General features: G+C 71.7%; 20 protein-coding genes. 11 read left to right on the forward strand and 9 right to left on the reverse strand.

From position 1 onward, the window contains the following. Positions 1 to 47: 47 nt before the first annotated feature. Positions 48 to 539, reverse strand: a complete 492-nt coding sequence (locus CXR44_RS05890) for a GerMN domain-containing protein (protein ID WP_101783848.1) — start codon at positions 537 to 539, stop codon at positions 48 to 50. Next, entirely contained in the window at positions 536 to 895 is a 360-nt protein-coding gene (locus CXR44_RS05895) for a MerR family transcriptional regulator (RefSeq protein ID WP_101783849.1), read from the reverse strand. Before CXR44_RS05895 ends, CXR44_RS05890 begins: the two co-directional genes overlap by 4 nt. A gap of 109 nt (positions 896 to 1004) precedes the next feature. On the opposite strand from CXR44_RS05895, the gene ahcY reads away from it, so the two are divergent. Together ahcY and CXR44_RS05905 are read left to right on the forward strand one after the other, a co-directional pair. Further along, complete coding sequence (gene ahcY / locus CXR44_RS05900; RefSeq protein WP_101783850.1) at positions 1005 to 2432, forward strand: adenosylhomocysteinase; 1428 nt, start codon at positions 1005 to 1007, stop codon at positions 2430 to 2432. A 204-nt stretch (positions 2433 to 2636) separates the two neighbouring features. Then, positions 2637 to 3872, forward strand: coding sequence for an adenosylhomocysteinase (locus CXR44_RS05905; protein WP_101783851.1), 1236 nt, complete (start codon positions 2637 to 2639; stop codon positions 3870 to 3872). 93 nt (positions 3873 to 3965) lie between these two features. Here the strand turns inward: CXR44_RS05905 and CXR44_RS05910 are convergent, their stop codons facing one another. After that, positions 3966 to 4601, reverse strand: a complete 636-nt coding sequence (locus CXR44_RS05910; protein ID WP_101783852.1) for a DUF305 domain-containing protein — start codon at positions 4599 to 4601, stop codon at positions 3966 to 3968. Positions 4602 to 4763: 162 nt separating this feature from the next. Here CXR44_RS05910 and CXR44_RS05915 point away from each other — a divergent pair, with 162 nt between their 5' ends. The 3 genes from CXR44_RS05915 (at position 4764) to CXR44_RS05925 (ending at position 9261) form a co-directional block, all read left to right on the forward strand. Continuing rightward, positions 4764 to 6167, forward strand: a complete 1404-nt coding sequence (locus CXR44_RS05915) for an LVIVD repeat-containing protein (RefSeq protein WP_245898872.1) — start codon at positions 4764 to 4766, stop codon at positions 6165 to 6167. A 197-nt stretch (positions 6168 to 6364) separates the two neighbouring features. Then, positions 6365 to 7756: an LVIVD repeat-containing protein gene (locus CXR44_RS05920; protein ID WP_144069875.1), complete on the forward strand. Its 1392-nt coding sequence runs from the start codon at positions 6365 to 6367 to the stop codon at positions 7754 to 7756. 161 nt (positions 7757 to 7917) lie between these two features. Beyond that, the gene (locus CXR44_RS05925; protein ID WP_397021175.1) at positions 7918 to 9261 is read left to right on the forward strand and encodes an LVIVD repeat-containing protein; all 1344 of its coding nucleotides are present in this window, start codon (positions 7918 to 7920) and stop codon (positions 9259 to 9261) included. 28 nt (positions 9262 to 9289) lie between these two features. Here CXR44_RS05925 and CXR44_RS05930 read toward each other — a convergent pair whose 3' ends face one another. After that, complete coding sequence (locus CXR44_RS05930) at positions 9290 to 10243, reverse strand: RDD family protein (RefSeq protein WP_101783854.1); 954 nt, start codon at positions 10241 to 10243, stop codon at positions 9290 to 9292. Between the two features lie 51 nt (positions 10244 to 10294). On the opposite strand from CXR44_RS05930, the gene CXR44_RS05935 reads away from it, so the two are divergent. Beyond that, the gene (locus tag CXR44_RS05935; RefSeq protein ID WP_101783855.1) at positions 10295 to 11287 is read left to right on the forward strand and encodes a stage II sporulation protein M; all 993 of its coding nucleotides are present in this window, start codon (positions 10295 to 10297) and stop codon (positions 11285 to 11287) included. A gap of 16 nt (positions 11288 to 11303) precedes the next feature. On the opposite strand, the gene CXR44_RS05940 is transcribed toward CXR44_RS05935, so the two are convergent. From CXR44_RS05940 to CXR44_RS05960, 5 genes are read right to left on the reverse strand one after another with little or no spacing between them, the layout of a single operon-like run. Then, positions 11304 to 12677, reverse strand: coding sequence for a DUF58 domain-containing protein (locus CXR44_RS05940; RefSeq protein ID WP_101783856.1), 1374 nt, complete (start codon positions 12675 to 12677; stop codon positions 11304 to 11306). Beyond that, on the reverse strand, positions 12677 to 13657 hold the full coding sequence (locus tag CXR44_RS05945) for an AAA family ATPase (protein ID WP_101783857.1): 981 nt from the start codon (positions 13655 to 13657) through the stop codon (positions 12677 to 12679). Before CXR44_RS05945 ends, CXR44_RS05940 begins: the two co-directional genes overlap by 1 nt. Beyond that, the gene (locus tag CXR44_RS05950; protein ID WP_245898874.1) at positions 13647 to 14825 is read right to left on the reverse strand and encodes a DUF4350 domain-containing protein; all 1179 of its coding nucleotides are present in this window, start codon (positions 14823 to 14825) and stop codon (positions 13647 to 13649) included. The genes CXR44_RS05945 and CXR44_RS05950 overlap by 11 nt, the downstream gene beginning before the upstream one ends. Then, entirely contained in the window at positions 14822 to 15565 is a 744-nt protein-coding gene (locus tag CXR44_RS05955; RefSeq protein WP_101783858.1) for a DUF4129 domain-containing protein, read from the reverse strand. The genes CXR44_RS05950 and CXR44_RS05955 overlap by 4 nt, the downstream gene beginning before the upstream one ends. Continuing rightward, positions 15562 to 16776, reverse strand: a complete 1215-nt coding sequence (locus CXR44_RS05960; RefSeq protein ID WP_101783859.1) for a glycerophosphoryl diester phosphodiesterase membrane domain-containing protein — start codon at positions 16774 to 16776, stop codon at positions 15562 to 15564. Before CXR44_RS05960 ends, CXR44_RS05955 begins: the two co-directional genes overlap by 4 nt. A gap of 255 nt (positions 16777 to 17031) precedes the next feature. Between CXR44_RS05960 and mtrA the strand changes: the two genes are divergently transcribed. The 5 genes from mtrA (at position 17032) to hpf (ending at position 23305) form a co-directional block, all read left to right on the forward strand. Next, positions 17032 to 17709, forward strand: coding sequence for an MtrAB system response regulator MtrA (mtrA, locus tag CXR44_RS05965; protein ID WP_043620615.1), 678 nt, complete (start codon positions 17032 to 17034; stop codon positions 17707 to 17709). Between the two features lie 18 nt (positions 17710 to 17727). Further along, the gene (gene mtrB / locus CXR44_RS05970) at positions 17728 to 19473 is read left to right on the forward strand and encodes an MtrAB system histidine kinase MtrB (RefSeq protein ID WP_101783860.1); all 1746 of its coding nucleotides are present in this window, start codon (positions 17728 to 17730) and stop codon (positions 19471 to 19473) included. Next, entirely contained in the window at positions 19460 to 21235 is a 1776-nt protein-coding gene (locus CXR44_RS05975) for an LpqB family beta-propeller domain-containing protein (RefSeq protein WP_101783861.1), read from the forward strand. Before mtrB ends, CXR44_RS05975 begins: the two co-directional genes overlap by 14 nt. Positions 21236 to 21322: 87 nt before the next feature. Continuing rightward, the gene (locus CXR44_RS05980; RefSeq protein ID WP_245898875.1) at positions 21323 to 22018 is read left to right on the forward strand and encodes a ComF family protein; all 696 of its coding nucleotides are present in this window, start codon (positions 21323 to 21325) and stop codon (positions 22016 to 22018) included. Positions 22019 to 22645: 627 nt separating this feature from the next. Further along, positions 22646 to 23305 (forward strand): ribosome hibernation-promoting factor, HPF/YfiA family, encoded by a 660-nt coding sequence (hpf, locus tag CXR44_RS05985; protein WP_101783862.1) that lies wholly within the window; start codon positions 22646 to 22648, stop codon positions 23303 to 23305. Positions 23306 to 23336 lie beyond the last annotated feature (31 nt).

Consider the following 23336-nt stretch of genomic DNA (forward strand, 5'->3'; position numbering starts at 1 on the left):
CGACGAGAGCTCCTCGGCGCGGGACGCCCCGTCGTCCCGCGCCCGCCTCACTCCCGGCCGGTGAGGCAGGACGTGCCCCTCTCGGTCTGGTCGAACAGGCACCGGCCGCTCTTGTCCAGCGCGACCACCTTCTTCACCGTCGCGAACTGCCTCAGCGTGGTCCTGATCATGTTGAGCATGCGGGCGTCGGCGCCCACGCCGTTGCTCATCACCGTGCGGCAGAAGCGCAGCGTGGCCGTGCCCTTCCTGATAGTGATCGTGAAGTCGGCGCCGCAGGCGGACCTGCCGCGCAGCGCGCCGGCCAGCTCGGAGTGCAGGCCCCGGGCCCGCTCCTTCGCGGTCGGGCCGGCGATGAGCTGCTCGACGGCGAACCTGGCGACGCCCTGGTGGGGCGCCTTCCGGGTCACCGGGACCAGCTTGCCGGGGATGCCGAACCCCTTGGCGAAGTAGACCTTCACCGTGCTCCCGGCCTGGGTGGGGGAGCCCGCCGCGGGCGCCGGGGATAGCGCCAGGACGGTGGCCATCAGCAGCTCTCTCATGTCCTCTTCGACGTCTGGCCGGGGGCCGAGGTTCGAAGCAGGCGCAACGCCTTCTCCTTCTCGAAGTCGAGCGCCCGGCGCGGCACCGGGATGCGCCCGATCCGTACGCCGAGGTCGCGCACGGCGGCGGCCACAACCGGCTCGCTGAGCACGCGCAACGCGAACGCCAGCGCCGCGGGAGAGACGTCGAAACGCTTCTCCAGCTCCACCCCCTGGGCCACCGCGGCCAGCTCCTCGGGACCGAAGCGGCGGTGTGCGCCCTGCTCCCGGACGGGGGGCAGCAGCCCCAGAGCCTCCCGGTATCGCAGCATGCGAGGGGACATGCCCAGCCGCTGGGCGGCTTCGGTGATGCGCATCCTTACATTCTTACGTCAGGAAGTGGCCGCTGAGCGTGCTCGGTGTCGGATCGACGCCTAAACTCGTCGGCGACAACGTGTGCCGAGAGCCGTGATGCGAGGGAATCAGATGGACTTCAAGGTCGCCGACCTTTCACTTGCCGAGTTCGGCCGCAAGGAGATCAGGCTCGCCGAGCACGAGATGCCCGGCCTGATGGCGATCCGCAAGGAGTACGCGGACGCGCAGCCCCTGCGCGGCGCGAAGATCATGGGCTCCCTGCACATGACCATCCAGACCGCCGTCCTCATCGAGACGCTCGTCGCCCTCGGCGCCGAGGTGCGCTGGGTGAGCTGCAACATCTTCTCCACCCAGGACCACGCCGCCGCCGCCGTCGTCGTCGGCCCCGACGGCACCGTGGACGACCCCAAGGGCGTCCCCGTCTTCGCCTGGAAGGGCGAGACGCTGGAGGAGTACTGGTGGTGCACCGAGCAGGCGCTCACCTGGCCCGGCGGTGAGGGTCCCAACATGATCCTCGACGACGGCGGCGACGCCACGCTGCTCGTCCACAAGGGCGCCGAGTACGAGAAGGCCGGGGCCGTCCCCGCCGCCTCCGCCGACGACCCGGAGGAGTGGCACGTCATCATCGACCTGCTCAAGCGCACGGTCACCGACGAGAAGAAGTGGACCCGGATCGCCGAGCAGATCAAGGGCGTCACCGAGGAGACCACCACCGGCGTGCACCGCCTGTACGAGATGCACAAGAACGGCCAGCTGCTGTTCCCGGCGATCAACGTCAACGACTCGGTCACCAAGTCGAAGTTCGACAACAAGTACGGCTGCCGCCACTCCGTCATCGACGGCCTCAACCGCGCCACCGACGTGCTGATCGGCGGCAAGGTGGCCGTGGTCTGCGGCTACGGCGACGTCGGCAAGGGCTGCGCCGACGCGCTGCGCGGCCAGGGCGCCCGCGTCATCGTCACCGAGATCGACCCGATCTGCGCCCTCCAGGCGGCCATGGACGGCTTCCAGGTCACCACCCTGGACGAGGTCGTCGGCATCGCCGACATCTTCGTCACCGCCACCGGCAACTTCAACATCATCACCGCCGCGCACATGGCGAAGATGAAGCACCAGGCGATCGTGTCCAACATCGGCCACTTCGACAACGAGATCGACATGGCCGGCCTGATGCGCACCGAGGGCATCACCCGCAACACCATCAAGCCGCAGGTCGACGAGTGGATCTTCCCCGACGGCCACTCGATCATCGTGCTCGCCGAGGGCCGCCTGATGAACCTCGGCTGCGCCACCGGCCACCCGAGCTTCGTGATGTCCAACTCCTTCACCAACCAGGTGATCGCGCAGATCGAGCTGTTCACCAAGACGGACGAGTACCCGATCGGCGTCTACACGCTGCCCAAGCACTTGGACGAGAAGGTCGCCCGGCTGCACCTCGACGCCCTGGGCGTCAAGCTGACCGAGCTGACCAAGGAGCAGGCCGCCTACATCGGCGTCCACGTCGAGGGCCCGTACAAGTCCGACCACTACCGCTACTGATCCGCCCGCGTGCTCCGCACGCGGCCGACGATCCGGTACGACCGGCACGGCGACTTCCGCCCGCCGCGAGCGCCGGGGACCCGTCCCCGGCGCTCGCGAGGCGAGGCGGGGCCACCGCCGTGCCGAGCGCCCTGCGGGCCGCCCCCTTCGCGTAGCCGCGAGCCGGGGGGCGGCCCGGCGGGCTTTGTGAGGGGAGAACGACCGATGGACCTCGGGGAGAGCGGCGAGCGGCAGATCAGCTGGGCCGCCCGGTCGATGCCGGTGCTGACCGCGATCGGCGAGCGGTTCGCCCGCGAGCGGCCGCTCGACGGGCTGCGGATCGCCGCGTGCCTGCACGTGACCGCGGAGACGGCCGTGCTCATGGGCGCGCTCAAGGCGGGCGGCGCCGAGATTGCGCTGGCCGCGTCCAACCCGCTGTCCACGCAGGACGACGTGGCCGAGGCGCTGCGGACGTACGGGGTGGCCGTGCACGCACGGGCCGGCGTCGACCGGGCGACCTACTACCGGCACATCGACCAGGCGCTCGACATCGGGCCCGACCTGGTGCTCGACGACGGGTGCGACCTGGTCAACACCCTGCACACGGAGCGGACCGACCTGCTGCCCGGAGTCTCGGGCGGCTGCGAGGAGACGACGACCGGGATCATCCGGCTGCGCCAGATGGCCGCGGAGGAGGCGCTGCGGTTCCCCGTCGTGGCCGTGAACGACACGCGGACCAAGCGGATGTTCGACAACCGCTACGGCACCGGGCAGTCGACGCTCGACGGCATCATGCGGGCCACCAACGCCATGCTGGCCGGGCGGACCGTGGTGGTGGCCGGGTTCGGCTTCTGCGGGCGGGGGGTCGCCGAGCGGGCCAAGGGGCTCGGCGCGCGGGTGGTGGTGACCGAGATCGACGCCGTCAAGGCGCTCGACGCCACCCTGCAGGGCTACGAGGTGCGGCCGATGGCCGAGGCGGCGGCGGTCGGGGACCTGTTCATCACGGTGACCGGCAACCGCGACGTGGTCCGGGCCGAGCACCTGGCCGCGATGAAGGACGGCGCCATCCTGGCCAACGCCGGCCACTTCGACGTGGAGATCGACGTGCGCGCGCTGGACGACCTTGCCGTGGAGGTGCACCGCGGGGTCCGGCCCAGCACCGACGAGTACGTGCTGGCCGACGGCCGCCGCCTGCTGCTGCTGGCCGAGGGCCGCCTGGTCAACCTCACCGCCGCCGAGGGCCATCCGGCGGCCGTCATGGACATGTCGTTCTCCGCCCAGGCGCTCGCGGTCGCCTGGCTCGCGCGGGAGCGCCGGCGGCTCGCGCCGGGCGTGTACGACGTGCCCGAGGAGATCGACCACGAGGTGGCCCGGCTCAAGCTGGCCGCGACGGGCATCTCGATCGACACGCTCACCGCCGACCAGGAGGCCTACCTGCACTCGTGGCGCGTCGGCTCCTGAACCGACCCCCGGACCGGCCCCTCCCGGACCGGCCCCTCCCGGACCGGCCCCTCCCGGACCGGCCCCTCCCGGACCGGCCGCTCCGGGACCGGCTCAGCCCGCCGTCTGCATCTCCCGCATGCGGCGGATCTCGGCGCTCTGGGTGACGCTCACGTCGCTCGCCAGCTCCTCGACCCGGATGTGCGAGCCCTTGGTGAGCACCTCGTCCGACATCTTCAGGGCGCCCTCGTGGTGGGCGATCATGAGCTGCAGGAACAGCGTGTCGAACGCCTTGCCGCGGGCCGCCCTCAGCGCCTCCATCTGCTCGGCGGTGGCCATCCCGGGCATGCCCGCGTGCGCGGCGTGATGGTCGGGGGCCCGCTGGCCGAGCTCCTGCAACCACGAGGTCATGAACTGGATCTCCGGCCCCTGCGCGTCCTTGATGCGCGCGGCCAGGGCCTTGAGCGTGGCGGACTCCGCCCTGCTGGGCGCCAGAAGGGCCATGTCGAGCGCCTGCCGGTGGTGGACGACCATGTCGCGGACGTAGGTGACGTCGGCGGCGTTCGCCGTGGGCGCGGGAACGGCTGTCGCGGCCTCGCTCGGAGCGAGGGTCCTGGCCTCCTCGCCCGGCCTGCCGGGTGCGATCACCGGGGCGGTCGATTCGGCTCGCGGTGCCTGCGGAGTCGTGGTGGTGCAACCCGAAAGGGACAAGAGCACCGTACCCGCGACGACGATGAGCGCGGCGCGCAACCAGCCTCCCAAAAAAGTCGGTCGAGAGTGCGCACTCTAGGCCAAAGGCCCCTAACGACGAAAGAGGGCAATGTCGTCCAAGATTTGACAGTATGCCTTCTGGTCAGGAAGCCGGGATCGGTTGAGGATCTCCTTGTTTGTGCAGTTCATAGGAGGTCGTTCGTGGTAACCCCCCGCAGAGCCCTCGTCGCGGCGGCCGCTGCCGTCGCGCTCATGGGCATCTCACTGCCGGCCCAGGCGGCCGAGATACCGGCTCCCGGCGAGATCGTCATGAGCTCCAACATGGAGCACGTCACCAACGTGCCCAAGCCCGACGCGCTGTCGGACATCAACACCGACATCGCGTTCCAGGGCGACTACGCCTATGTCGGCAACTACTCCGGTTTCTCCATCTACGACATCAAGAATCCCAAGCAGACCTCGCTGGTCAGCTCGGTGGTCTGCCCCGGCGGCCAGATGGACGTCTCGGTCTACGGCAACCTGCTCTTCGGATCCGTGGACTCCTCGCGCAACAACGACTCGTGCAGCAGCGTCGGGCAGAGCGCGGCGAACAAGGACTCGTGGGAGGGGATGCGTATCTTCGACATCTCCGACAAGTCCGCACCGAAGTACATCAAGTCCGTCGAGACGAACTGCGGTTCGCACACCCACACGCTCGTGCCCGACAAGAGCGGCGAGAACCTCTACGTCTACGTCTCCTCCTACTCGCCCAGCATCAACTTCCCCGACTGCCAGCCGCCGCACGACCTGATCTCGATCATCAAGGTGCCGCTGGCCGACCCCGCGTCGGCGTCGGTCATCGCCACGCCCAACCTCTTCCCGGGCGGCGGCTTCCCCGGAGTGCCGGGCAGCTACCCGAACGGCAAGTCCGCCACCTCGGGCTGCCACGACATCACCGCCTACCCCGAGAAGGGCATCGCCGCCGGAGCGTGCATGGGTGAGGGCATCCTCATGGACATCTCCGACCCCGAGCAGCCGAGGGTCACGGCGACCGTGCGCGACGAGGTGAACTTCGCCTTCTGGCACTCGGCCACGTTCAACAACAGCGGCACGAAGGTCATCTTCACCGACGAGCTGGGCGGCGGCTCGCGGGCCACCTGCAACGCGGCCATCGGTCCCAACCGGGGCGCCAACGCCTACTACGACATCGCCGGCGGCGGGCTCGAGTTCAAGAGCTACTTCAAGATCGCTCGGCACCAGGCCGACTCCGAGAACTGCGTGGCGCACAACGGCTCGCTGATCCCGGTCAAGAACCGCGACGTGATGGTGCAGGCCTGGTACCAGGGCGGCATCTCGGTGGTGGACTTCACCGACTCGGCCAACCCGCAGGAGATCGCCTACTTCGAGCGCGGCCCCGACAGCACGGCCCCGCCGCTCAGCGGAGGCTTCTGGTCCGCCTACTACTACAACGGCCACATCTACGGCTCGGACTTCAACCTGGGCCTCGACGTCCTGAAGATCGACGACCCGCGGACGAACCAGGCCAACAGCGTCAAGATGGACCTGCTCAACGCGCAGACCCAGGGCTCCTACCCCGAGCCTGGCGAGGGCCGTCCGGGCGGCTGATCCCGGGCCGTGCGGCGGGAACCCCGGTCCCCGCCGCACCGGCGGAGGCGCGCACCCTCCGAACTGCTGCCTTTTCAAGGGGTCAAAACATTAGATTTCTTGACGATGTGGCACCTGGACGGATTTGTCGAGATTGACAGAGACTTGGGCATTCACGTCGCAGACCCAGCGCCGGCGTGACCCAAGGAGGCTCATCAGTGTCCAGTCCCCTTCGCGCCCTCGTCGTGGCAGGAGCCGCCGTCGCGTTAGCGCTGACGGCCGTGCCCGCGTCGGCCGCCGAGATCCCTCCGCCAGACACCGTGGTGACCAGCCCGAACGTCTCCCACGTGCTGAACATCCCGAAGCCCGAGCCGCTCGCCGGCACCATCAACACCGACATCGCCTTCCAGAGCGGCTACGCCTACGTGGGCAACTACGGCGGCTTCTCGATCTACGACGTCCGCAACCCGAAGAAGGCCCAGCCCGTCAGCTCGGTCGTCTGCCCCGGCGGCCAGATGGACGTCAGCGTCTACGGCAACCTGCTGTTCGCCGCGGTCGACAGCTCGCGCAGCGACGACTCCTGCAACAGCACGGGACTGCCCGCGAGCAACAAGGAGGCCTGGGAAGGCGTCCGCATCTTCGACATCAGCGACAAGACGGCGCCCAAGTACGTCAAGGCGGTCGAGACCAACTGCGGCTCGCACACCCTGACGCTCGTCCCGGGCAAGGGCGTCGACCGGCTCAGGAACCTCTACGTCTACGTCTCGTCGTACTCGCCCAGCGCGAACTTCCCCGACTGCCAGCCGCCGCACGACAAGATCTCCATCATCAAGGTGCCGCTCCGGAACCCGGCCGCCGCGACCGTCGCGGCCACCCCCGTCGTCTTCCCCGACGGCGGCAACGAGACCCAGCCCGGCCTGCTGGCGCCGACCAGCGGCTGCCACGACATCACCGCCTACGCCGAGAAGAACATCGCGGCGGGCGCGTGCATGGGCGACGGCGTGCTGTTCGACATCTCCGACCGGCTGAACCCGAAGGTCACCGCCCGGATCACCGACCCGAACTTCGCCTTCTGGCACTCGGCCACCTTCAGCAACGACGCCAGGAAGGTCGTCTTCACCGACGAGCTCGGCGGCGGCGGCGCGGCCACCTGCAACGAGGCCACGGGGCCGAACCGGGGCGCCGACGCGATCTATGACATCGTGAACGGCCAGCTCCAGTTCAAGAGCTACTTCAAGATCGCTCGGCACCAGGCCGACAGCGAGAACTGCGTGGCGCACAACGGCTCGCTGATCCCCGTCAAGGGCAAGGACATCATGGTCCAGGCGTGGTACATGGGCGGCGTCTCGATCTGGGACTTCACCGACTCCGCCAACCCGCGGGAGATCGGCTACTTCGAGCGCGGCCCGCGCGCCGACAACAGCGGCGGCGGCGTCTGGTCCGCCTACTACTACAACGGCCACATCTACGCGGCCGACTTCCACGAGGGCCTCGACGTCATCAAGGTCAACGATCCGCTCACCAACGGCGCCGCGCGCGTCCGTACCGACCGGCTGAACGTCCAGACCCAGGAGTCCTACCGCGAGTGGGGCCGGGGTCACCGCGACTGACCTCCCTGATCCCCAGGCACGGCGGAGCCCGCGGCTCCGCCGTGCCGCTTGTCCGGGGTCGATGCTGCGGGAGCCTGCTCATGAAATATGGCCGGAAAGGTGGGGAATTCCTGTCATAGTGGGGGCCGCTGTTTTCCTTTCCCCCTAGCAGGAGGTCCCCTGTGGCGTCCCGAATCGGCCGCGTCCTGACGTTGACGGGAGCGGTGCTCGCCCTCACGGCGTCACCCGTACAGGCGGCTGACGACGGCAAGGCCAGCCCCAATGTCGAGCACGTGGCCAACGTCCCCAAGAGGGCGCCCTTCGACGAGGCCGACGCCTACGGCACGGATCTGGCGTTCCAGGGCGACTACGCCTACCAGGGCAACTACTACGGCTTCACCGTCTACGACATCAAGAACCCGGCCAAGCCGAAGGCGGTCAGCCGCGTCGTCTGCCCCGGCGCGCAGAACGACGTCTCGGTCCACGGTGACCTGCTCTTCCTGTCGGTGGACGACACCATGCGCGACGACTCCTGCAAGGGCGAGCCCGGCAGCGTGGCCTCCTCCTCGTCGTGGGAGGGCATCCGCATCTTCGACATCTCCGACAAGACCCGGCCGAAGTACGTCAAGGCCGTCAAGACCGCCTGCGGCTCGCACACGCACACACTGGTGCCGGACACCACGGGCAGGTCGGTCTACCTGTACGTGTCGTCCTACGGCCCCGAGGCGGCCTTCCCCGGCTGCCGGCCCCCGCACGACCGGATCTCCATCGTCAAGGTGCCCCTGGACAAGCCGGCCGCCGCCAAGGTGGTCGCCACGCCGGTGCTCTTCCCCGACGGCGGCAACGAGGCCCAGGAGGGGCTGCTCGCGCCGACCAGCGGCTGCCACGACATCACCGTCCACCCGCGCAAGAACCTCGCCGCCGGCGCCTGCATGGGCGACGGCGTGCTCATGGACATCTCCGACCGCGAGCGCCCCAAGGTCACCGCCACCGTCACCGACGAGAACTTCGCGTTCTGGCACTCCGCGACGTTCAACAACACCGGCGACAAGGTGGTCTTCACCGACGAGCTGGGCGGCGGCCTCGGCGCCACCTGCACCAAGGCGGTCGGCGCCGAGCGCGGCGCGGACGCGATCTTCGACATCGAGGACGGCCGGCTCGTCAAGAAGGCGTACTACAAGATCCCGCGCGTGCAGGGCACGTCCGAGAACTGCGTGGCCCACAACGGCTCCCTGATCCCGGTCAAGGGCAGGGACATCATGGTCCAGGCGTGGTACCAGGGCGGCGTGTCCGTCTGGGACTTCACCGACTCGGCGGCCCCGAAGGAGATCGGCTACTTCGACCGCGGGCCGATCCGGCCGCGCAACTTCGCGGGCTCCTGGTCGGCGTACTACTACAACGGTCACATCTACAGCAGCGACATCCAGCGGGGCCTGGACGTGCTGCGCATCTCCGACAAGCGCACCGACCCGGCCGCCAAGGTGCGGATGACGGCGCTGAACGCCCAGACCCAGACCGGGTTCTGACCTCCTCGGGCGGGCCGCCCGCCCGCACTCAGGCGGGCGGCGCGAAGCCGCCGGAGGACGGTCGCGGCGGCTCCTGCGCCGGCGCGGGAGCCCCGGGCCGGTGGAACGGCGCCGCGGCGGGCCCCTGCGGGGGGAACGGCGCCGGGGCAGGCCCCTGCGGAGGGTAGGGCGCCGGGGCAGGCCCCTGAGGTGGGAAGGGCGCCGCGCCGGGTCCGGCCTGGGGGGCGTGGCCGGCCATGCGCCGGACCAACCGTTCGTGGTCGCGCCTGCGGCGCTCGGCCAGGACGGCGCTCAGATAGGCGTGCGCCGGCACCCCCGGCGGCGCCGGCGGCGACACGAACGCCGCCACCTGGGTGGCGATCCGGACCCCCATCTCGTGCTGGACGTGCGGCGCCAGGTCGTGCCAGCGCACGAGGTACTGGCGGGCGGCCCCCGCCACCTCCTCCGGCAGCCGCGACAGCTCCAGCCGCGACGCCCAGGCCGCGAGCGGCGGCGGCATCACGATGGCCTGCCCCGTGTCGCGCGGCCCCCGCTCGGAGATCACGATCGTGCCGGCGAACACGTCGCCGAGCCGCTTGCCGCGCTGGGAGATGAGCGACGAGATCAGCGCGGGCGCCCCGGAGAACATCCAGAACTCCAGCACGCCCGCCAGGCCGCGGAAGAGCGCCTGCCTGAACCGCTCGGGGCCGCCGTCGTCGCTCACCACCCGCAGCCCCATGGCCAGCTTGCCCAGGCTGCGACCCCCGCTGACGGTCTCGAAGATCACCGGATAGCCGACCAGCACCAGCACGCTGAGCACGATCGACACCGCCGCGAACATCGCCGCGTCGGAGATCACCGAGAACGCCTGCAGCACCACGTAGGACGCCACCAGGACCGTGAACTGCACCGCCATGTCGATGAAGAGAGCCAGGGCACGCGACGGCATCTGCGCCACCCGCACCTCGACGACGACGGCGTCTCCGGTCACAACCTCTGACATACGTGGAGCCTAACGGCAAAGGCCGGTTGCTCGACCGGCCAGAATGGTCGGGTGGACATCGATGCGTTCGTCGCGGCACACCGGCCCACCTGGGACCGGCTGGAGCACCTGGTCAAGCACCGCTCGTCGCTGACCGGAGCCGAGGTCGACGAGCTGGTGGACCTCTACCAGAGGGTGTCCACGCACCTGTCGATCGTCCGGTCCGCCTCCGCCGACGCGATGCTGGCCGGCCGGCTGTCCGCGCTGGTGGCGCGGGCCAGGTCCGCCGTCACCGGCGGCCGCGCCCCGGCCTGGCGGGAGCTCGGCAGGTTCTTCACCGTGTCGTTCCCCGTGGTGGCCTACCGGGCCCGGTGGTGGTGGCTGGTCACCGGCCTGGCGTTCGTCGCGGTGTCGTGGGTGTTCGGGGCGTGGGTGGCCGGCGACCCGGCGGTGCAGGCGTCGGTCGCCTCGCCGGAGGAGATCACCCAGCTCGTGGAGCACGACTTCGCCGACTACTACTCCGAGAACCCCGCCGCCTCCTTCGCCAGCCGGGTCTGGATCAACAACGCCTGGGTGTCGGCACAGGTCATCATGTACGCGATCCTGCTGGGCCTGCCGATCCCGTTCGTGCTGTGGTTCAACGCCGCCAACGTGGCCATCTCCGGCGGCCTGATGGCCTCCCGCGACAAGCTCGACATCTTCTTCGGGCTGATCATGCCGCACGGCCTGCTGGAGCTCACCGCCGTCTTCCTCGCCGCGGCCGTCGGCATGCGGCTCGGCTGGACGGTGATCGATCCCGGGCCGCGCAGACGCGTCGAGGTGCTGGCCGAGCAGGGCAGGGCCGTGGTCAGCGTGGCGCTCGGGCTGGTCGTGGTGCTCTTCGTGTCGGGGCTGATCGAGGCGTTCGTCACCCCGTCGGGGCTGCCCACGTGGGCGCGGATCGGCATCGGGGTGCTCGCCGAGGCGGCCTTCCTGGCGTACGTCGTGGTGTTCGGGCGGCGGGCCGTACGGCGGGACGAGACCGGGGACCTCGAACGCGCCCCCGACGTGGTGCCGAGCGCGTGACCGGCCCGCGGGGCGGTCACAGCCGCCCGGCGGCCTTCAACGCCAGGTAGGCGTCGGCCAGGGCCGGCGCGATGTCGTCCGGAGGCGCGTCCACCACCTCGACCCCGTGGCGGCGCAGCCGCGCCGTCATCCGCCTGCGCGCCAGCCGCGCCTGCTCGGCCGCCGCCGCGTCGTACACCTCCTCGGCCGTGTCCCGCCCGGCGGCCATGGCGGCCACCAGCGGGTCGGAGACGGCGGCCACCAGCACGAGGTGACGGGAGGAGAGCTGCGGCAGGACCGGCATGAGCCCCTCGTCCATGGCCGCCGGATTGAGGTCGGTGAGCAGCACCACCAGGCAGCGCCGCTTGGCCCGCGACAGGATCGCGGCCACCATGCCCTGCGCGTCGGCCTCGACCAGCTCGGCCTCGATCGGCGCCATCACGTTGACCAGCGACGTCAGCAGCTCGGTGCGCGACGCCCCGGCCACCCAGGCCCGCACGGCCCGGTCGTAGGCGAGGAAATCGACGCGGTCGCCCGCCCGGCCCGCGAGCGCGGCGAGCAGCAGGGCCGCGTCCATCGACCAGTCGAGCCGCGGCCAGCCCGGCACCGGCCGGGTGTCGGGGGCCGCCAGCAGCCCGCCGCCGCCCGCCGCGGCCCCGGCCAGCGGGATCGGCGCCTCGCCCACCCGCCCGGCCGAGGTGCGGCCGGTGTCGAGCACGATCAGCACCCGCCGGTCGCGTTCGGGCCGCCAGGTGCGGACCACGACGTCGTGCCGGCGCGCCGTGGCCCGCCAGTCGATGGAGCGCACGTCGTCGCCCACCACGTACTCGCGCAGCGAGTCGAACTCGGTGCCCTGGCCGCGCACCAGCGCCGGGTGCCGGCCGTCCAGCTCGCGCAGCCGCGCCAGCCGCGACGGCAGGTGCTTGCGCGACAGGAACGGCGGCAGCACCCGCACCGACCAGGGCGAGCGGTGCGTGCCCTGGCGGGCGGCCAGCCCGAGCGGCCCCAGCGAGCGCACGGTGACCGCCACGGACTCCCGGTCGCCGCGCCGCGTCGGGGCGAGCGTCAGGGTGAGCCGGCGCCGCTCACCGGCCGGCACGTCCAGCTCGATGGTGCGCGGCGTCACCCCGGCCGACGGCGGCCAGGCGTCCCGCAGCACGCCGCGCACCCGCCGGGAGCCGGGGTTCTCCACGACTAGCTCGACCGTGACAGGCCGGCCCAGCCGGACCAGCCTGTCGCCCGAACGGTGGAAGCGCAGCGGCCGGACCGCCCCCGCGAACAGCAGGTCCACCACGACCGCGGCGGCCAGCAGCAGGCAGACCCCGGCCAGCGCGGCACCGGGCCGCGGCGCCAGCGCCACCACCACGATGCCGAGCGCCGCGAGCAGCCCGGCGCGTCCGGTCAGCGCCATCAGCGCGGAACCGGGACCGAGGCGAGGATGCCGTCGAGCACGCCGTCGGCGCTCGCCCCCTCCAGCTCGGCCTCGGGCCGGAGCTGCACGCGGTGCCGCAGCGCGGGCCGGGCCAGCGCCTTCACGTCGTCGGGAGTGACGTACGGGCGGCCCGACAGCCACGCCCATGCCCGCGAGGCGGCCAGCAGCGCGGTCGCGCCGCGCGGGGACACGCCGAGCTGCAGCGCCGGCGAGCTGCGGGTGGCCCGCGCCACGTCCACGATGTAGCCGAGCACCTCGGGGGCCACGTGCACCCCGGCCACCGCCTCCCGCCCGGCCGCCAGGTCGTCGGCGGTGGCGACCGGCTTGACCTCCGACAGGTCGCGCGGGTCGAAGCCGAGCGCGTGCCGTTCGAGGACCGAGATCTCCTGCTCGCGCGGCGGCAGGGGCACGGTCAGCTTGAGCAGGAAGCGGTCGAGCTGCGCCTCCGGAAGCTGGTAGGTGCCCTCGTACTCCACCGGGTTCTGCGTCGCGCACACCACGAACGGGTCCGGCAGCGCCCGCGCGTCGCCCTCGACGCTGACCTGCCGCTCCTCCATCGCCTCCAGCAGCGCCGCCTGCGTCTTCGGCGGCGTGCGGTTGATCTCGTCGGCGAGCAGCAGGTTGGTGAACACCGGCCCCTCGCGGAACTCGAACCGGGCCGTGCGCGCGTCGAAGATCAGCGAGCCCGTCACGTCGCCCGGCATCAGGTCGGGCGTGAACTGCACCCGCTTGAAGTCGAGCGTCAGCGCCGCCGACAGCGTGCGCACCATGAGCGTCTTGGCGACGCCCGGGACGCCTTCGAGCAGCACGTGCCCCCGGCACAGCAGCGCGATGACCATCCCCGTCACCACCGCGTCCTGGCCCACCACGGCCTTGGAGACCTCGGCGCGCAGCGCGCCCAGGGCCTCCCTGGCCGCGTCACCGCGGGTGGCCGTGAACGGGGTCCCCTCAGAGTTCACCGATCGTCCTTTCGACGGAGTCCAAGTATCGGGCCAGGGCGACGAGCCCGGCGTCGTCGGCGGGCGCGGGACCGTAGAGCGCCGCGTCCACCTGCCGCGCGTCCAGCCCGGTCCGTACGGCGAGGGCCCCCACGACCTCGTGCCGGGCCGCGCTCGAACCGAGCCCGAGCCGGGGCGTGAGCCGGTCGACGGCGCCCGCCCGCAGCGCGTCGGCGGCCCTGGCACGGGCCCGCCTGGCCCGGTAGAGCCGGCCGCGGCCCTCGACGGTCTCGGCGGCCCGCACCACGACCGGCAGCCGTTCGGTGACCACGGGACCGAGCCGCCGGCCGCGCCACAGGGCCACGACGAACACGGCGATGGACGCCATGCCGACGGCCCACGTGACGCTCTCGGGCATCAGGTCGTACACGCTCACGCCCTCGGGTCCCGCCGGCTCGCCCACCGGCGGCGTCTCGGGCTCGACCAGCCAGGTGACGGCCCGGTTGGCGCCGACCAGGTTGAGCGCGAGCGCGGCGTTGCCGTCCTCGGCCAGGCGCTGGTTGGTCAGGAATGAGCCGCTGCCGACGACCGTGGTGGTGCCGCCGGCGTTGGGGAAGCTGACCAGTGTCCAGCCCTCGCCCGCCGGGTAGCAGCCGGTCGCGCCCGCCGGGGCGCTGAACGCGGCGGCTCCCAGGTAGGCGCTGCCCGCGGCCGTCGCCGCCGGCAGCGGGCATGCGGGCTCGCGGGAGCGCTCGCGGGGGGAGCCGGTCAGGCTCCGCACGCCGGGCGCCAGGTCGTCGAGGCCGTACAGGTCGCCGACGACGAGCCGGTCGCCCGGGATGGCCGCCAGGCGCCCCTCGTCGAAGGCGGTCACGTCGGTGATCAGCAGCAGCCGGCCGCCCTGCGCGGACCTGGCCCGCGCGGCCTCGACGGAGTCGACCCGCTCGACGGTGACGCCGCGGGCGCGCAGCAACTGGGCCAGTGCCTTGGCCCCGGCGAGCGAGGTGTCGTCGGGGTCGAGCGGGCGTGAGGCGCGGTCTCCGGAGGAGAGCAGCACGCCGGCGACCGCCGTCGCCACGATGAGCACGCCCAGCAGGACGGCGACGCGGATGGAGCGCCAGGTCGAGCGGACGGTGGGAGAGGCGGAGACGGACTCGCGGTTGTCCGCCGGGCGCATGTCGACGCTCATGCCGCGCCTCCACGGGCGCCCGGCGCCGCGCCGCCGCCCGTACCGCCGCCCATGCCGCCGCCCATGCCGCCGGTCATGGCGCCGGTCATGGCGCCGAGCGTGCCGCCGCCCGCGCCGCCGCTCATGGCGCCGGGCGTGGGCGTCACCGGCCTGGCGACGCGGAGGCGCTCGTCGAGCGCCGTCATGGCGTCGTAGGCGGGACGGGTGCCGGGGACGCCGCCGTACGTCACCTCGTCGAACGAGCGGGCGGCGGCGGCCAGCTCCGCGGCGAACGCGGGCAGGGCCAGGCCCGCCTCGGCGCTCAGCTCGTCGGCCGTGCGGCCGGGCAGCCCGTCGACGAGGGCACGTTCCTCCAGGTCGCGGGCGATGGCGCGGAGCCGTTCCTGGATGGCCTCGGTGTAGCGGCCCTGCTCGGCCAGGCTCGCGGCGGCCTGGCGGTGCTCGGCCGCGCTGAGCACGCGCTCGCCGAACAGCGCGGCGGACGCCGCGGCGTTGCGGCGCGAGGTGCGCCGGAGCTGCCAGCCGACCAGCACGATGACGGCGAGGATGAGCAGCGTGATGACCACGGCGGCGATGACGCCGCCGGCCTCCCCGCCGCCGGCGGCCGCGTCCGTCAGGTCGCCGACGAACTGCTGGACGTACCGCCAGATCCGGTCGAGCAGGGGCTCGTGCTCGTAGGCGGGCTTGAGGAGCTCGTCCGCGGCCCGGCGGGCGGCCTCGTCCCTGCCGATGGGGGTCACGATCCGGCGGAGTTGGACGGGTGCCAGAGGTCGTCGGCGGAGGAGTGGACCCAGCCCTGGCGCTGCTGCTCGATCGCGGCGGTCTGGAGCACCAGGTCGAAGGCCTCGCTGCGCATCCGCCGGTCGGCGTAGAGGAGCCCCGCGACGCCCGCCTCGAACGGGTAGGTGATCATCGCGCCGAGCGTGCCCCCGACGGCGGTCAGCACGCCCGCCAGGACGAGCGTGCCGACGCCGCCCTTACCCAGCATGCCGAGGACCGTGCCGACGATGGTGAACGGCAGCTGCAGGATCGAGGCGATGAGGCCGACCAGCAGCGAGGTGAGCAGCAGGATGCCGAGCACCCGCCAGAAGCCGCCGCTCACCAGCGTCCAGGAGCGGCGCATCGCGGCGAGCGGCCCCCGGCCCTCGAGCACCACGGCCGGCGCCGCGAACGCGAAACGGGTCCGGAAGAACAGCACGTAGCCGACGTAGAGGACCATCACCAGGAAGAAGCCCGCCACGGCGCCGCCGGGCGACACGGAGGAGCCGGAGGCGACCAGCGCCCACACGAGGAGGCCGACGACCAGCAGGGGGGCGAGCAGGATGGCGGCCTGCAGCCCCACCACGGCGAACAGCGCGGGAACCCGCCCCCGGGTGAGCCGCCAGGCCTCGCCCGCGGTCATGCCGCCGCCGAAGACGGCCCGGCCGAGGATGCGCGTCAGCACCCCGGTCAGCATGGTCACCACCACGAAGCCGACGGCCAGCGACACGAGCGGCCCGCCGAACTGCGCGAGGAAGCCGCCGGGAAGGTCGTCGGGGTCGCTCGTCGGGTCGGCCATCGCCGTGGCCGTGGCGTCGAGCAGGAACACGTTGCCGATCGCGACCGGGACGGCGGCCAGCAGCGCCGCGACCGCGGACAGGCCGAGCACCGCCTTGGGGTTGGACCGGATGAGCTTGATGGTGCCGTCGAGGATGTCGCCGAGGCCCAGCGGGCGCAGCGGGATGATGCCGGGGCGCAGCGCGGGCGGCGGGAGATGGCCCCAGCCGGGCTGCCGCCACTGCTGTGGCGGGCCCTGGGGCGCCGGGACCGGTCCGGGGCCGTGACCGGGGCCGGTGTGCGGAGGCGACCCGGGGGCGGTCCACGGCGAGGCCTGCGGTGCGCCGTAGGGCGGGGGTTGCTCGACCGCCCATCCCGGCGGTGTCTCGGGCGTGGGGCCGTGACCGTCTGACATGTGTCCATCCTGGCACGGGGGAACAGGGCGTGGTGTCCTGCAGGTGATCCCTTGCATACTGGGGCGAACCGGGTCAAGGATCTCATCGGGGGATGGCCGAAAGTCGGTCGGTTACCGCAGACTGAGGGTGCGATCCTGTTGCCAGTCTAAAATTCGCCTTTTGAAGGTCTCGTGTCTCACACATGGACACACCAAGGGTAACCTTCAGCGGTCGTGCGGGTATGTCCCACAATGCGAAGAACGGGATGAGGGGCCATGAAAGGTCGTGTGCTAGTCGTCGACGACGATGCCGCCCTTGCCGAGATGCTCGGCATCGTGTTGCGCGGGGAAGGCTTCGAGCCGTCCTTTGTCTCCGACGGCGACAAGGCCCTTGACGCCTTCCGGGACACCCGCCCGGATCTGGTGCTGCTCGACCTGATGCTCCCGGGAGCCGACGGCATCGACGTCGCCCGCCGGATCAGGGCCGAGTCGGGGGTCCCGATCGTCATGCTCACCGCCAAGAGCGACACGATCGACGTCGTGCTCGGCCTGGAGTCGGGCGCCGACGACTACATCGTCAAGCCGTTCAAGCCCAAGGAACTCGTCGCCAGGGTGCGCGCGCGGCTGCGCCGCACCGACGAGCCGACCCCCGAGATCCTGCAGATCGGCGACATCACGATCGACGTGGCCGGTCACTCCGTCAAGCGCGGCGAGGAGACCATCAACCTCACGCCGCTCGAGTTCGACCTGCTGGTGGCGCTGGCACGCAAGCCGCGCCAGGTGTTCACCCGCGAGGTGCTGCTCGAGCAGGTCTGGGGCTACCGTCACGCCGCCGACACCCGCCTGGTCAACGTCCACGTGCAGCGGCTCCGCGCCAAGATCGAGAAGGACCCCGAGCACCCCGAGATCGTGGTGACCGTCCGCGGCGTGGGTTACAAAGCCGGCCCCGCCTAGCCCTCCACCCGAACGGTCATGCCTGCGACACGGACCACCCGGCCACGCAGACGGACACTGCGCCAGATCCTCGGCGGTGCCCGTCGTCGGGCGCGCCGTGCCGCGGGCGCCCTGCGGCGCGTCTGGCGCAGGTCGCTGCAGTTGCAGGTGGTCACCAGCACGCTGGTCATCTCCGTGACCGTGGTCGTCGTGCTCGGCGTGTTCCTGTCCGACCAGATCAACAAGTCCGTCATCGCCGGTCGCCAGGCCTCGGCGGCCAGCGAGGCCTTCGCCGACCGCGTCCAGATCGAGGACGCGCTCAACCGCAAGCCCGACGAGCAGCCGCCGCCGGCCAACGCGGGCAAGAACACCCCGGTCAACCCGCTCGACAGCGTGATGGACAGCATCACCGGCTCCGTCGAGGACGGCTCCAAGAAGCGCTACGAGGTGCTCGTGCTCAACCCGGCCGCGCCCGCCGCGTCGCGCGCCTCGGGCAACCTCACGCCCGTCAACGTCCCGGAGGGGCTGCGGCAGGGCATGGAACGCCAGGTCGGCAAGATCCCGGGCGACAAGCCGCAACGGCACCAGGCGCTCATCCGCTTCGACGGCGAGGCCCAGCCCAGGCTCACCCTGGTGATCGGCGGCCTGGTCACCCCCGAAAGCGGCGGCGTCTACGAGGTCTACCACTTCTTCCCGCTCACCGAGGAAGAGCAGATGCTCTCCAACGTCCGGCTCGCCATCGTCGTGGTGGGCTTCGGGCTGGTGCTGCTGCTCGCCGCCATCGCCTACCTGGTGACCCGGCAGGTCGTCACCCCCGTACGGCTCGCCCGCCAGGCCGCCGAACGCCTGGCCGCAGGCAAGCTCGACGAGCGGCTCAAGGTGCGCGGCGAGGACGACCTGGCCCGCCTGGCGACCTCCTTCAACGAGATGGCGGGCAACCTCGCGCTCAAGATCCACCAGTTGGAGGAGCTCTCGCAGGTGCAGCGCCAGTTCGTCTCCGACGTCTCCCACGAGCTGCGCACCCCGCTGACCACCGTCCGGATGGCCGCCGACCTGCTCTACGACTCCCGCGAGGACTTCGAGCCGATGGCCGCCCGCTCGGCGGAGCTCATGCAGGCCCAGCTCGAACGCTTCGAGGCGATGCTCGCCGACCTGCTGGAGATCAGCCGCTACGACGCCGGCGCCGCCACCCTCGACCTCGACCCCGTGGACATCCGCGACGTGGTGCTGCGCGCCATCGCCGACTCCGAGGCGCTCGCCGAGCGCCACTCCACCCGGTTCGAGCTGCGGCTGCCCAACGAGCCGTGCATGGCCGAGATCGACAACCGCCGGGTCGAGCGCATCCTGCGCAACCTGCTCTTCAACGCCATCGAGCACGGCGAGGGCAGGGACGTCGTGGTGACCGTGGGCGCCGACCGCGACGCCGTCGCGGTGGCGGTGCGCGACCACGGCATCGGCCTGAAGGCCGGCGAGGAGACGATGGTGTTCGACCGGTTCTGGCGTGCCGACCCGTCGCGGGCCAGGACCATCGGCGGCACCGGCCTCGGCCTGGCCATCTCGCGCGAGGACGCGACGCTGCACGGCGGCTGGCTGCAGGCGTGGGGGCAGCCGGGGGAGGGCTCCCAGTTCAGGCTGACGCTGCCGAGGACCGCCGGCGCCGACCTCAAGGGCTCCCCACTGTCGCTGGTGCCGCCCGAGATCGAGATGCGCCGCACATGGCGCGGCCACATGACCCCGGTGCTGCTTCCGGCGTCGAGCGACGGAGCCGTCCATGACGAGGTCTAGGCGCCTCGTCGCCGCGCTGGCGGCGCTGACCCTGGCCTCCACCGGCACGGGCTGCGCCGTGATCCCGGTGGGCGGGCCGTTCCCCATGGAGGAGGCCGGCGGCGGCGACGAGCTGACGCGGCCGTTCCAGCGCATGATCGCGGTGCGGCCGCGGGACGACTGGGACCCCCGGCAGGTGGTGGCGGGGCTGCAGGCCGCGATGGCCGCCTACGCCGACGACCCGTCCGTGCTGCCCCACTACCTGACGCCCGAGACGGCCAAGACGTGGAAGCCCGACGGCCCGGTTATCGTGATCGGCAACTCGCTGAAGTACGAGTACGACAGCAAGGCCGGCGGCAGCGAGGTGGTCATCAAGCTGGTCGGCCCGCCGGTCGCCCGCATCGAGGCCGACGACACGTACGTGCCCGCTGCCGCCGACGCCCCCGACATGCAGGTGTTCTTCACGCTGGTGAAAAACCAGCAGGGCGCCTACCGCGTCAAGTCGGTCACGGGCACCACCGGGCTGCTGCTGACCGAGGACGACCTGACCCGCGCCTACCGCCCCACCAACCTCTACTTCCTGGCCGGCCCACCCGGCACCGACCGGCTGCTGCCCGACCGGCGCCTGGTGGTCGACCGCGTGTGGCTGCGGGTCAAACCCACCGAGAACTTCGCCCAGACCATCGTCAGGCGCCTGCTCGAAGGCCCGAGCAGGGCGCTGCACGGCGCGGTGGGCAGCGTCTTCCCGCAGGGCACGAGCGTGCGCTCCGTCAGGTCGGCCGAGGAACGCGTGGTCGTGGACCTCAGCGGGCCCCTCGACCCCGAGGGCGTCTTCGCCGACGGCCTTCAGGCGCAGCTCAAGTTCAGCCTCAACGACAACCAGATGGCCAACGGCCGGCCCATCGAGGTGCAGCTCGACGGCGAGCCGTTCTACTCCTCCGAGTCCCTCGTCGTGCCCGCCAACCTGCGCGAGAGCGAGGACTGGTTCGACAACAACAACGCCCGCCCCGCGTACTTCACCAGCAAGGGCGCCATCTACACGCTCAGCGACGGCGCGGGCAACGCCGTCCAGGGGCCCGCCGGGCAGCCGGGCGAGTTCCGCGACATGGCCATGTCGGGCGCCGCCGACCTCGTGGCGGCCCGCGGCAAGGAGGGCACCGGCGGCATCTGGGTCACCCGCGTGGCCCCCGACGGCCAGTGGGAGCAGTGGGTGCAGGGCGCCGACCTGACCGCTCCGTCATGGCGGCGCGACGGGACCCTATGGACGTACGACCGCGCGAACGACACGGTGCTGCGCTGCCACCCGTCCGCCGGGCGCGGACCCGAGCGCGTCGCCGCCCCCGGCCTCGACGGCCTCGACGTCACCAGCCTGCGGGTCGCCAGGGACGGCGTGCGCGTCGCGGTGACCATCGGCGAGACCGAGGTCCGGGTCGGCGCCATCACCGGCGGCGCCGGCTCGCCCATGCTGGGCAACTTCCACACGCTCACCACCGTCGCGAACGAGAAGATCCGCGACATCGCCTGGCAGGACGGTGAGCGCCTGCTCGTGCTCGTGGAGAGCAAGGACGAGAAGGTGCAGAGCGTCCGAGAGATCAACGTCGGCGACGGCGCGACCAAACAGCTGCCCTCGCCCGGCAGGCGGCTGCGCGGCATCACGGCCCTGGGCGAGCGCATCCTGGCCGCCACCGACCAGGGCAACGAGGTCCTCGAGTTCGGCGACAAGCAGACCTGGGTGTCCAAGGTCGCCGCCGAGGACACCCGCCCGTTCTTCCAGCTCGGCTGACCTGCCGGCGCGGACCGGCGCCGGACCGTCCGCGCCGGCGCCCGGCCCGGCCGGGCGCCGGACCGGAGCCCGCGCGAGAAAGTGTCGGTGACGGGCGGCATCCTGGCGGACGTGTCCCGTGCCCTGCTCGACCTGCTCCTCCCGCAGCGCTGTGCGGGCTGTGACGCGCCCGGGGAGCCGTTCTGCGGCCCCTGCCTGGCCGGCCTCGTCGCGCCGGCCCGCCGCCTGCCTGAGCCCCGTCCAGCGGGCCTGCCCGACTGCTGGTCCGCCGCCGACTACGCCGGGCCCGTCCGCCGGGCGCTCATCGCCTACAAGGAGCGCGCCCGGGTGGCCCTGGCGGCGCCTCTGGCCGAGGCGCTGGCGTGCACCGTGGCCGCCGGCGTCGCCGGCCGCCCCCACCCGGCGGCGGCCGGGTTCGTCCTCGTGCCGGTGCCGAGCGCGCGCCGCACCCGCAGGGCGCGCGGCCACGACCCCGTCGGGCGGCTGGCCGCCCGGGCGGCCGGCCTGCTGACCGCCTGCGGCCACGCGGCCCGCTCCGACGCGGTGCTGGCGCCCATCCGGCCGGTGGCCGACCAGGCGGGCCTCGACGCGCGGCGGCGGGCGGCCAACCTCGCCGGCTCGCTCGGCGTCGCCGGCCGCGCCACGCCGGCCCTGCCCGTGGTGCTCGTGGACGATCTCGTCACCACGGGCGCCACCCTGTCCGAAGCCGCCCGGGCGCTGCGCGCGCGGGGCGCCGAGGTGCTGTTCGCCGCCACCGTCGCCGCGACACGCCGGAGATCTTAAAAAGGATTACGGTCACGTTGGGTAAAGAGGATGGGGGCCGTAACCCCTCACCAGAGGGTCACATATCACTACCCACTGTGCCGGACCTCCCCAGATCAGAGGGCACTCATCACCGGGGCATAGCACGTGGCCGACCGTGGAGTGGGACATCCTTCACCCCCGTCACACCCTAGGGAAATCACGGAAAGTGATCCTTTGGGCAATCCGCAAGCTGACATTCGGGTCCGATCCGGATAGCGTTCTGACATGGCACCCGTTCGGGTCCGTGGTTGCGCAGGGCCGGGAGTCCCGGCTCTGCTAGCCGATGCCAGCCGCAGGCGAAACGGCCCACGTAAGGCGACTCTTCGTCGACCGATCACGGTGCGGCTTAGGGGTAAGTCCTGCCTTCCCGGGGGTCCAGATGTCCCCCGTCAGAAGAGAAGGCCAGTAGTGGCATCAGAGCTGCGAAAGCCTCAGCAGGCGGATGTGGGGTCGAAGACCAGGTCGGCCGAACGGGTGCCTTCCGAGATCCCGGTGATGGAGCGTCGGAAGAGGGGAACGGTGACAGAGAGGAAGACAGAGAACCCCGTCCGGCGGGCGCGTCGTCGGGCGCTCTTTCTCAGTCGTTAGACGAAGGGGGGCTGTTGCATGGACATCATCGTCAAGGGCCGGCACACGGGCGTGAGTGAGCGGTTCCGAGACCACGTGACGACCAAGCTGGCCAGGATCGAGCGTCTGGATAGCAAGCTCATCCGAGTCGATGTGGAGGTGTCGAAGGAGCGCAACCCGCGCCTCGCCGGGCAGCGGGAGCGCGTCGAGCTGACGATTCACTCCCGAGGGCCGGCCATCAGGGCCGAAGCCTCGGCGGACGACCGATTCGCCGCCCTCGACATCGCGATGGACAAACTCGAAGGGCGCCTGCGCCGTCTCGCCGACCGCCGCAAGGTCCACCACGGCAACCACTGCCCGCCCTCCGTGGCAGAGCTCACCGCGACGCTACCCGACGTCGACCTCGCGCCCCAGCAGGCCACGCTGGTCCCCGAGCCGGCCGTGTCCGAAGAGGACCAGCTCCCCGACGACAAGCAGTACGACGACATCGTCCCGATCGAGATGGACGGCGAGGGACCACTCGTCGTGCGGGAGAAGTTCCACAGAGCCGAACCCATGACCATCGACCAGGCCCTCCTCGAGATGGAGCTGGTCGGACACGACTTCTACCTGTTCCGTGACAAGGAGAGCGGCCAGCCGTCGGTGGTCTACAACCGGCGCGGCTACAACTACGGCGTGTTGCGGCTCGTCGAGCCCTGATAGCGTCTTAAAAGATCTTCTCGACCGACCG

Source organism: Nonomuraea indica (assembly GCF_002850745.1).
Classification (GTDB): domain Bacteria; phylum Actinomycetota; class Actinomycetes; order Streptosporangiales; family Streptosporangiaceae; genus Nonomuraea; species Nonomuraea indica.

What these genes read in the sequence shown, in the direction of transcription:
- CXR44_RS05890 (WP_101783848.1), bottom strand. Translation starts at nt 539, where the DNA reads ATGAGAGAGCTGCTGATGGCCACCGTCCTGGCGCTATCCCCGGCGCCC.
- CXR44_RS05895 (WP_101783849.1), bottom strand. Translation starts at nt 895, where the DNA reads ATGCGCATCACCGAAGCCGCCCAGCGGCTGGGCATGTCCCCTCGCATG.
- ahcY (WP_101783850.1), top strand. Translation starts at nt 1,005, where the DNA reads ATGGACTTCAAGGTCGCCGACCTTTCACTTGCCGAGTTCGGCCGCAAG.
- CXR44_RS05905 (WP_101783851.1), top strand. Translation starts at nt 2,637, where the DNA reads ATGGACCTCGGGGAGAGCGGCGAGCGGCAGATCAGCTGGGCCGCCCGG.
- CXR44_RS05930 (WP_101783854.1), bottom strand. Translation starts at nt 10,243, where the DNA reads ATGTCAGAGGTTGTGACCGGAGACGCCGTCGTCGTCGAGGTGCGGGTG.
- CXR44_RS05940 (WP_101783856.1), bottom strand. Translation starts at nt 12,677, where the DNA reads ATGGCGCTGACCGGACGCGCCGGGCTGCTCGCGGCGCTCGGCATCGTG.
- CXR44_RS05950 (WP_245898874.1), bottom strand. Translation starts at nt 14,825, where the DNA reads ATGAGCGTCGACATGCGCCCGGCGGACAACCGCGAGTCCGTCTCCGCC.
- CXR44_RS05960 (WP_101783859.1), bottom strand. Translation starts at nt 16,776, where the DNA reads ATGTCAGACGGTCACGGCCCCACGCCCGAGACACCGCCGGGATGGGCG.
- mtrA (WP_043620615.1), top strand. Translation starts at nt 17,032, where the DNA reads ATGAAAGGTCGTGTGCTAGTCGTCGACGACGATGCCGCCCTTGCCGAG.
- mtrB (WP_101783860.1), top strand. Translation starts at nt 17,728, where the DNA reads ATGCCTGCGACACGGACCACCCGGCCACGCAGACGGACACTGCGCCAG.
- CXR44_RS05975 (WP_101783861.1), top strand. Translation starts at nt 19,460, where the DNA reads ATGACGAGGTCTAGGCGCCTCGTCGCCGCGCTGGCGGCGCTGACCCTG.
- hpf (WP_101783862.1), top strand. Translation starts at nt 22,646, where the DNA reads ATGGACATCATCGTCAAGGGCCGGCACACGGGCGTGAGTGAGCGGTTC.